Below are 414 nucleotides of genomic sequence, written 5' to 3' on the forward strand. Positions count from 1 at the left end.
GCTCGCAACTCCCACCATTTGGCGGCCTGCGCCCCGGCAGTCTCTACCGATTTGCCGAAAGATTCCGCCGCCAAGTCGCCGTCGCGACCAGGCTCGCGCAAAGCAAACTCCCCTTTCAGTCGGTACAGCTCGGCATCAAACCAACGCTCGCCGGTCGAAGTCGCACGCTCGAACGCGTCGTCGAGCACGCGTCGCGCATCTTCAACGTTGCCACTACTAAGGTAAGCCTCAGCCAGAATGGACTCGAAGTACGGCATCATCACCAGGTAACCGGCGTTCACGTCGTGCTCGTAGCAGGATTTGAGGGTCTCGAGGCCTTCGGTTGCATTTCCTTCAGCGATGAGTGCGACAGCTCGAAAGCCCCGTCCCTTGTTCAACATTGCAGGCATGGCCTTTTCGGACGCGAGAGCAATC

The 414-nt window shown here is 59.4% G+C and carries 1 pseudogene; it reads right to left on the minus strand.

Annotated elements, in window-relative coordinates:
- A pseudogene (locus E5W70_RS32700) lies at positions 1 to 389 on the minus strand (tetratricopeptide repeat protein); the annotation flags it as partial.
- Positions 390 to 414 lie beyond the last annotated feature (25 nt).

Source organism: Mesorhizobium sp. (assembly GCF_005063415.1).
Lineage (GTDB): Bacteria > Pseudomonadota > Alphaproteobacteria > Rhizobiales > Rhizobiaceae > Mesorhizobium.